Genomic DNA, 8,813 nt, shown 5'->3' on the forward strand with positions numbered 1-8,813 from the left:
GATTTACTACTATGACGTACCCAAGAGACAAGACGAGCCACGACGATCATGCTAAATATAAAAAGCGATACCAGAATAACATCGGATAGTAGAATTAGTAAGACCGAAGCGACAAAGTCGATCTGGCTAACAAATATGTAAAAGCCGGGAGAGCAGCGAAGTACAAGCAGAATTAATAAAAATCCCGGGAAAAGAGATAATGTAAATAATTTTTGCATAGTATATATAAAGTTTACTAGGATGCCTTATATGTAAATATGTGATAAAATTAAAATTATTGTGAAAGAATTGGCTCCTCGGAAAGTAAAATTTAATCTGATCTGGTATGAATAGTTCTGATTGAAGCTGGTCTGGCGTAAATTGACAAAAACTATTTGCGACTATTTTATTGCTAATAGGAGGATAGGAAGCGCATACCTGATAATGAGGGATATTTACTTTCTAAACTTACTGATTTCGCTTTTTGTTACAGTTAAAGTAATTAAAGGTTATAGTGTTCCGCCTTGGAAAGACACGGATGAAGTACGAAAAAATACCTCCGCCAGTTCACCTTAAACGTTACGTTGAGTATTTCTGGATCTGTGAGAATAAGCATACCAGTAGCGCGTCGAAAACGTTTCGACCAATCACCGATGGATGTCCGGGCCTTATCGTACCTCTCTACGAGAACGAACTGCTTTTCGACCAGAACAAAAAACAACTGCCGACTTTGTGTTTGTATGGGCAGACGATCAAACATCGGGAAATACATGCGATCAAGCGCATGAACGTAATGGGTGTATGTTTCTCACCAGTAGCCTTAAAGTCTATTTTCGGGCTCGATGCTGATGAGCTAACCGATACGTGTACTGATCTGAGCGCACTGGGCGGTCAGCAACCACTTTTCCTGGCAGAGCAACTTATCAATGCTGATTCTGTTACGTGTCGAATCGACTTGTTATCAGCGTATTTGATCAACCAGATCAGTCGAAACAGAGCCCAGCATGATAACGTAACACACCAGGCTCTATCACGACTGATTATATCGCAGGGGAGCGTTTCGCTAAAAGAATTACAGGATGAGTTGAACGTGTCAGAACGGTACCTTGAACGAAAGTTCAAGCAAGGTATTGGCGTTTCCCCCAAGTTATTCGCACGGATCTGTCGGTTTCAGGCGTCCCTGCAGCAGTTAAAAACAAGTAATTACGATAAGCTTTCGGATATTGCTTTTGAAAATGGGTATGCCGACCAATCGCATTTTATCCGGGTTTTCAAGGAATTTGCCGGATTCTCGCCTTACCGGTACCGCAAACAAGCTAACGAAGTCGTTGAGAATTTTGCCGAATGGCTTTGATAGCCTTGTCGGTTTTGTTCTATTTTAAGGCTGACAGCCCTTCTAGTTTTGTCTAAAAAACAAAACAATATGAAGCTGCTCATCTTTGGATCAACAGGAAGTGTCGGGCGTCAGCTTGTCGAACAGGCAATTGCTCAGGGACATACTATCACGGCATTTACGCGCCAGCCGCCAGCTGTTACGTTCGCCAGTCATCCCAATCTCACCATTTTTCAGGGCGACGTACTGGATTACAATTCAGTAGAGGAAGCTGTTAAGGGCCACAACGTAGTGCTCTGTGCACTTGGGGCTGGGCGCAAGGGTGGTACACGATCGGAAGGAACACGAAACATTGTCCGGGCTATGGAATCCCTGGGCGTGAAGCGTTTGATTTGTCAAACCACATTGGGTGCTGGCGACAGCGAGGGTAATCTGAACTTCTTCTGGAAATACATCATGTTTGGCTTGTTTCTGAAACAGGCTTTTATTGATCATCAAAGCCAGGAAAAATACATCCAGCAAAGCTCATTAGATTGGATAATTGTTCGTCCGGCGGCCTTCACCAATGGTAAGCGCACCGGCACGTATCAGCATGGCTTTGACGGAAATGCCCGCGGATTGACACTTAAAATCTCCCGCGCCGACGTAGCAGATTTTATGCTTAAGCAGCTAGCCGATGATACGTATCTGGGCAAGGCACCCGGCCTATCTTACTAAACACGCATACTACATGGCTATACTTCAGAATATACTTCTCGTCTGTGCCGCGCTCACCACGGCGCTTGTAGCGGGGCTTTTCTATGCGTATTCCTGTTCGGTCAATCCGGGGCTTGGTCGTTTGAGCGACCCTGAGTACGTAACGGCAATGCAATCGATAAATCGGGCGATTCTGAATCCTTTGTTTTTTATCAGTTTTATGGGCGCCCCAATATTGTTGCCAATCAGTACCTGGCTGACCTATGGCCAATCGACTCCATATCGTTTCTGGCTCCTGTTCGGGGCAACTGTCATTTATCTGATTGGTGTGTTTGGTGTAACGGTACTGGGAAATGTTCCGTTGAATGAAGAGCTGGAAGCTTTTTCAATACAAACGGCTTCGCCGGGCGAGATTACTACGCAAAGAGTTCGGTTTGAAGGTCCCTGGAATACCTTGCACACAATTCGAACCATTGCGTCGATTGTTGCGCTTTTATTCACAATTATTGCCTGTCTTATGTCAAAAACAGACTAGACATTTGTAATTGTGTCTGTGTAATTGCTGGTACATTAGCTGATAAATGAAAACTCTACGTAGCGTACTATTCGACGTTACGTAACTAAAGCTGTTCCGCATAGTTCTTCTTCAATAGATCAATAAGCTGCTTTCTTATGGAATCGCTCATGCACGACGAAACGTCTATTCACTACGTTAGCTCAGGAAATGCTTTGCCTACACTATTGTTTGTACACGGGGCCGATATTGATCTATCGTATTGGAATGCACAATTAGCTTATTTCAAAGACCGCTACCATGTAATTGCGATTGACTTACCCGGGCACGGAAAATCAGGACGTAATAAGAAGCATTGGACAGTAAAAAACATGGGAGAGGATGTTGCTACGTTCATCAGAAGCCTGAAGCTTGAGCAGGTAATTTTAATTGCCCATTCAATGGGTGGAAACGTCGGGTTAGTAGCTGCGACAACCAATCCTGATCCAGTTATTGGGTTTATCGGAATTGATAATTTTAAAAGTGCCGGCCAGCCACTGCCGTCAGAATATCAGGAACAAAGCAAACAGATTGTTGAGCAGCTCCATCAGAATTTTGCCGATACAAACGAGCAATACGTTCGAATGGTGTTAGTTACGCCGGAAACCCCTGAAGCCGTTTCGGCAAGAGTAATTAACGACTATCGAAATGCCTTCCAGCCGATGGCAATCGAAATAATTGAGGCAATCTTTAACGATGAATACCTGACCGAACGGGAATTATTACCAAAATTATCCTGTAAACTGCATCTGATTAATGTTGATTACATGCCTACGCAGAAAGAGCCGCTAAAACAGCTGACGACCAAAGGGTTTGCCATACATCCAATGGAAGGTACCAGTCATTATCCGATGATTGAAAAACCGGATGAATTGAATCAACTGCTTGACCAAACGATTGAAGAAATCATGCGGGAACGTAGCATCGCATAAAATCGTGAAACGAGCATGGATTTTTTGAAAGGAGCCAGTACGTATTAACTTCGTCTCTGACTTATTCAGCATATCCTCATGCACCAAACGCTACTGCTTTGTCTTTCGTTATTACTTGCTGTTTCGATTCTGGTTATGATAGGCCAGCGCCTACGTATTCCAACCCCCATCTTTTTAGTACTGAGCGGATTGGGCATTAGTCTGATTCCGGGTATTCCACGTATTGAAATTGATCCTGAACTCATCTTTCTGATATTTTTACCACCTCTGCTTTACGAAGCCGCCTGGTTTATGTCCTGGAAAGAGTTCTGGCGCTGGCGACGAATCATTATGGTACTGGCCTTTGGGCTGGTGGTTCTAACGGCGCTTGCCGTTGCTTACGTCTCCAGCGCATTAATTCCCGGATTTACGCTGGCATTGGGTTTTCTGTTGGGTGGAATTGTATCTCCGCCGGATGCTGTTGCTGCTACGTCGGTGCTGAAAAACGTAAATATTTCCAAGAGCACGGTTAGTATTCTGGAAGGAGAAAGTCTGGTAAACGATGCATCGAGTTTAATAGTTTTTCGTTTTGCCCTGGCTGCTGTTGCGTCAGGAACCTTTGTTTTCCAGACAGCGGCTGTTGATTTTTTCCTGGTCACAATTTTGGGGGTAGTTGTTGGGCTGGCAGTAGCGGGCATTTTCTATGCCATTCACCGATGGCTACCGACGTCGACCTCAATCGGAGTTTTGCTGACCTTTATAGCCCCATACACGATGTACCTGGTTGCTGAAGAGTTTGAGGTTTCGGGCGTAATGGCGGTGGTCAGTGGTGGCTTATTCCTCTCCAATCAAAGTCACCGGATTCTGAACCATAGCGAGCGAATCCAGTCGGTGAGTATGTGGTCTACCGTAGTGTTTGCATTAAATGGCCTGGTATTTATTCTGATTGGTCTTGAGCTGCCCGTTATTATCAATGGATTAGGCGACTATTCCAAGATAGAAGCCATTGAATACGGATTAATGGTCACTTCTGTATTGATTGTTTCGCGCATACTTTTTTCGTTTGTCTCTGTAGCCTTTACTCGGTTTATAGGCCAATATATTACTGTAGCTGTGCGAAATGTTAGCTATCGGGCTCCCCTTATTCTGGGTTGGTCGGGTATGCGCGGTGTGGTGTCTTTAGCATCGGCTCTGTCTGTACCTTTGACCTTGCAAAATGGCGAACCCTTTCCTCATCGAAACCTGATTCTGTTCATTACGTTCGTTGTAATCCTTGTTACGTTGGTTGCTCAGGGTCTGACCTTGCCAATGATCATTCGTTGGGTTAATTACGTAGATCCAATTCCTCGTTTACCTGAAGATGAGCAGCAGACGAGGATACGGTTAAAACTCGCAAAGGCTGCTTTAACACACCTTCAGGAGAATTATGCTAATGATCTGAACGATAATGAGTTAGTGAGAAATATGAAAAATCAGATGGAAAATGATCTGCATCAGACCAAGCGCCATCTGAATGCTCTGGAAAGTGATAGCGAAGACATAGCGCGGTACAATCAGATTCGAGCCGAAATCATTACGGTGAAACGAGATGAGCTCCAACGGCTGAGCAGCAAACAGGAATTCGACGATGATGTGCTTCGCAGTGAAGAAGCCCGGATGGATCTGGAAGAAGAAAAAAACAATCACCCGATTCACTAAAGGATGGGTTTTTAGCGGTTGGGGATCGCAGCTTTTCCGAGTAGGGGAGCGTGCTTTATTGTTGCTTGACTAATCCAGATTGCCTATACGTAATAAGGTCAAATAAACGTCGATAAAACAAAAAGGCCAGATACGTAGCAGTATCTGGCCTTTTTGGTACTAATCATTTTGATCAACCAAAAGCATTGATGTGCTTTTGAAAGATTGCTTCGTACTTATTGGCTGCTGCCGTTTGTTTGGCTTCTTTGCAGGCTTCAATAATCGTTTGCAGAATATACAGGTCTGAATCCGGGCTGCCGAATCGATTCCCGTTTCCGCTCTTATCATACGTTAGGTTTTGATCAGCCCGAGTGGCCATTGTTTCTGCAATTTCGAGCGCTTTCTTATTGTCGCCTACTTCAAATAGGAACCGGACGTAATTCGATGAAATCTGATCATACGGAATACTCTTATCCGGAATGACTTTCAGTGAATAATCAAGTACTTCACGAGCCTTATCTTTTTTCCCTTCCCGCATTAATTGATCTGCTAAACGGAAGAACGCAATCCGGGCTGAAATAACGGGTGGTCCTTTGTAGGTTTCATCGTAATACGTATCAGGGTTGTCAAAATCACGCCAGAAAGTTTTCTTCATCATGTTCGTATACATAATGTCGGAGTTTACATAACCATCCGACGCACCTGGTACCGCTACCGGCATCAGGCGATACGCATAGCCCTCCAGTTGCATGTATGGCTTCAAACTCAGGTAGTTGTCGCTAGCCAGCGTACTGGAGAAATAAATTGGCCGTTTCCAGTTGTTGGTCGCAATCATGTCGAGCATAATCAGGTCGGGCTTGTAAAGATCTTTCTTCCCGATGGTCCATTGCAACGTATCTTTCATGAGCGGACGCAGATTGGCCGGTACAAAATTGGCCTGATCAACAGTAGCTTTGTCAATGGGCAGGAACAGCACCGACGAAGGCAGAATGCTGGTCATGTCGCCACTGGTCAGCGGAACCTGAATTGCCGGATTGTTGGTCTTAATCAGGTTGATGTACTGCTTCAGATCAATCCCGTTCTTTACGCCGGGCACTTCATAAAACGGTACAATATCGTTTTTGCCTTTGTTGAAGTTGTCGAATTCGAGCGAAATTGGCAGCGCATCCGATTCATACGTTTTGCGTTTCATCTGCTGAATGTACCACTCCGTGCCCAGCAGACTCAGGTTACAAACCCGTACATCGCGCCGGAATCCTTCCACTTCCTGCACGTACCAGAGCGGGAACGTATCGTTGTCGCCACCGGTGAACAGCACAGCATTGGGTGCGCAGGAATTAAGCAGGTTCTTGGCAAAATCAACCGACTGATAGCGGTGGTTCCGGTTGTGGTTATCCCAGCTTTTCGCACCCATCATAACGGGTACTAATAAGCACAGGCCAACAACCAGGCCATTACGTGCCATGTCCGATTTAAGATAAGCCCGTAACCCTTCGGCAAGTGCCATAACGCCCAAACCAAGCCAGATGGCAAAGAAATAGAACGAGCCAACGTAAATATAGTCTCGTTCGCGAGGCTCCGATGGGGGCGAGTTCAGGAATACCTGTAGGGCAATTCCTGTGAAAACGAACAGCAGCGCCACAATCAGGAAGTCGCGCCGACGGCGGAAGTACTGAAACACGATCCCGAACAGTCCTAGTGCAAACGGCAACATGTAGAAGTTATCGCGCGCTTTGTTGTTCTTCAGCAAATCGGGAACCCCAGCATCCGTCGACCAGGGCAAAAGGTAGGCTGCACCTTCTTCATCGCTCTCACGTCCGGCGAAATTCCACATTAGATATCGCCACCACATATGACCGAGCTGATAGCTAAACATGTACTTCAGGTTATCGCCCATCGTTGGCTTTTGACCTTCAGAAAGCCCAAGCATCTGCCGGTATAACGCCGGGTGGTTTTGCTGGCTGCTGTACACGCGGGGAAACAACATTTCATCACCGGGCGCATAAACGTACTCCGGCTGATAATCAAAAATGACGTACTTATTGCCTTGCTTCTGCCAGATCGGTGCTCCCTGTTTCTGGTCAATTGGCCGAGACGTAAAAACGGGACCGTAGAGTAAGGAACGACTACCGTACTGCTCGCGCTTGAGGTAGGACAGGAAGTTCAGGGCATCGTCAGGATTGTTTTCATTGATCGGCGGGTTAAAATCGGCACGTACCAGCACCTGCATGTACGAAGCGTAACCAATCAGCACAAAAGCCAATGCCAGCAACGACGTATTCAGAACAACCCGTTTTTGACGAGCCGACCAAATAACACCGTACAAAACGGCACCCAAAAACACAACAATGAAGAATATAACCCCTGAGTTGAACGGTAGTCCAAAGGAATTTACAAAGAGCCGTTCAACAGCGAACGCCATGCTGGGCAAACCTGGAATAATACCCGCATTGATGATCGCCAGCACTACCAGACCAATACCTGCAGCAATTATCCCGCCCCAGAACGTTGGTTTCGGCTGTTTTTTGAAATAATAAATAAGTGCTAATGCTGGCAACGTAACGAGGTTCAGTAAGTGAACGCCAATCGATAGGCCGGTTAAGTAGGCAATAAAAATCAGCCACCGGTTAGCCGCGGCTTCATCGTCAATACGTTCCCATTTGAAAGCCGCCCACACCACGATTGCCGTGAAAAACGACGACATGCCATAAACTTCTGCTTCTACCGCTGAGAACCAGAACGTATCGGAGAAGGTATACGCCAGCGCGCCCACAGCACTCGTTCCAACAACCAGCAACGTATCGGCTGTGGTATACTCGCTTTCAGGCTTTCCCAGAAGCTTCTGACCCAGCATCGTAATTGTCCAGAACAGAAAGGCAATGGTAAACGCACTCGCTAGTACTGACGCCATATTTACCCAATAGGCCACGCTGGTCAGATCGCCAAACGAGAGCATGGAGAAGAGTCGACCCAATAGCAGAAAAAACGGAGCCCCTGGTGGGTGCGGTACCTGAAGCTTGAACGAACACGCAATAAATTCGCCACAATCCCAAAAACTGGCTGTTCGTTCGACGGTCATCGCGTAGGTAATGAGCGCGACGGCGAAAACGAACCAGCCCGTAAGGATGTTCAGGCGTTTGAATGATTGCATACTAATGAAGAATTAACGAATTGCTTTTGTGTAAGTAACCGGCAAAAGTACGTAAAAAGAAGCCCGACCGGGGCAGGGCGGGCTGTTAAAGTTTGTTAATGCAGTAAATCATAAACTACTCGATCGAAAGAAACGGCGAGGGCAGTAGGTTTGCGATTAGGCTGTTATGTGTCTACGAAGGAGTTGAGTGCGTTGTGCTATCTGGCGTTACGTTGTTAGACAAATTGCCAATAAAAATTACGCTTTAAAAGTACGACCGGTAGCTTTGTTATCGCCCATAATCAGTTCCGGCTCCTGTAGTTCACAAACCAGAGTTTCGTCGGACGTGCCATAATCCAGGAAAATTTGTATGGGATAGGGTTTGTCTTTTGGTGACGATTGAGTCAGACGGTGGGCATACTCTCCAAAATTTTCCAGAGTTACTTGCGGAATATGAGCTTTTAAAGCCTTAAGAATTATAGCGTCCTGCTTTTGGCGATGTGATTCTACAAGTCTCTTTATAAGTTGTTGTTC

At 45.8% G+C, this 8,813-nt stretch carries 8 protein-coding genes; 5 read left to right on the top strand and 3 right to left on the bottom strand.

Annotated elements, in window-relative coordinates:
• Window positions 1–218, bottom strand: a 218-nt coding sequence (locus ACOJS8_RS20455; RefSeq protein WP_420150408.1) for a hypothetical protein, incomplete at its 3' end; no start/stop codon positions are given.
• 299 nt (window positions 219–517) lie between these two features.
• Here ACOJS8_RS20455 and ACOJS8_RS20460 point away from each other — a divergent pair.
• The 5 genes from ACOJS8_RS20460 (at window position 518) to ACOJS8_RS20480 (ending at window position 5,170) form a co-directional block, all read left to right on the top strand.
• Window positions 518–1,333, top strand: coding sequence for a DUF6597 domain-containing transcriptional factor (locus tag ACOJS8_RS20460; protein WP_420150409.1), 816 nt, complete (start codon window positions 518–520; stop codon window positions 1,331–1,333).
• Between the two features lie 69 nt (window positions 1,334–1,402).
• Window positions 1,403–2,029, top strand: coding sequence for an NAD(P)-dependent oxidoreductase (locus ACOJS8_RS20465; protein ID WP_420150410.1), 627 nt, complete (start codon window positions 1,403–1,405; stop codon window positions 2,027–2,029).
• Window positions 2,030–2,042: 13 nt separating this feature from the next.
• Window positions 2,043–2,543 carry a DUF1772 domain-containing protein gene (locus tag ACOJS8_RS20470; protein WP_420150411.1) on the top strand — a complete coding sequence of 167 codons (501 nt, stop codon included), beginning with the start codon at window positions 2,043–2,045 and terminating at the stop codon, window positions 2,541–2,543.
• A gap of 137 nt (window positions 2,544–2,680) precedes the next feature.
• Window positions 2,681–3,493, top strand: a complete 813-nt coding sequence (locus ACOJS8_RS20475) for an alpha/beta fold hydrolase (protein WP_420150412.1) — start codon at window positions 2,681–2,683, stop codon at window positions 3,491–3,493.
• 78 nt (window positions 3,494–3,571) lie between these two features.
• On the top strand, window positions 3,572–5,170 hold the full coding sequence (locus tag ACOJS8_RS20480; RefSeq protein ID WP_420150413.1) for a Na+/H+ antiporter: 1,599 nt from the start codon (window positions 3,572–3,574) through the stop codon (window positions 5,168–5,170).
• A 172-nt stretch (window positions 5,171–5,342) separates the two neighbouring features.
• Here ACOJS8_RS20480 and ACOJS8_RS20485 read toward each other — a convergent pair whose 3' ends face one another.
• The gene (locus tag ACOJS8_RS20485) at window positions 5,343–8,300 is read right to left on the bottom strand and encodes a DUF2723 domain-containing protein (RefSeq protein WP_420150414.1); all 2,958 of its coding nucleotides are present in this window, start codon (window positions 8,298–8,300) and stop codon (window positions 5,343–5,345) included.
• A gap of 237 nt (window positions 8,301–8,537) precedes the next feature.
• Window positions 8,538–8,813, bottom strand: a 276-nt coding sequence (locus ACOJS8_RS20490; protein ID WP_420150415.1) for a hypothetical protein, incomplete at its 5' end; no start/stop codon positions are given.

This window comes from Spirosoma sp. (genome assembly GCF_048594605.1).
In the GTDB taxonomy this organism is placed as follows: Bacteria; Bacteroidota; Bacteroidia; order Cytophagales; family Spirosomataceae; genus Spirosoma.

Excerpts from the sequence above, each read along its gene's own strand:
- ACOJS8_RS20460 (WP_420150409.1), top strand. The coding sequence starts at position 518 with ATGAAGTACGAAAAAATACCTCCGCCAGTTCACCTTAAACGTTACGTT.
- ACOJS8_RS20465 (WP_420150410.1), top strand. The coding sequence starts at position 1,403 with ATGAAGCTGCTCATCTTTGGATCAACAGGAAGTGTCGGGCGTCAGCTT.
- ACOJS8_RS20470 (WP_420150411.1), top strand. The coding sequence starts at position 2,043 with ATGGCTATACTTCAGAATATACTTCTCGTCTGTGCCGCGCTCACCACG.
- ACOJS8_RS20475 (WP_420150412.1), top strand. The coding sequence starts at position 2,681 with ATGGAATCGCTCATGCACGACGAAACGTCTATTCACTACGTTAGCTCA.
- ACOJS8_RS20480 (WP_420150413.1), top strand. The coding sequence starts at position 3,572 with ATGCACCAAACGCTACTGCTTTGTCTTTCGTTATTACTTGCTGTTTCG.
- ACOJS8_RS20485 (WP_420150414.1), bottom strand. The coding sequence starts at position 8,300 with ATGCAATCATTCAAACGCCTGAACATCCTTACGGGCTGGTTCGTTTTC.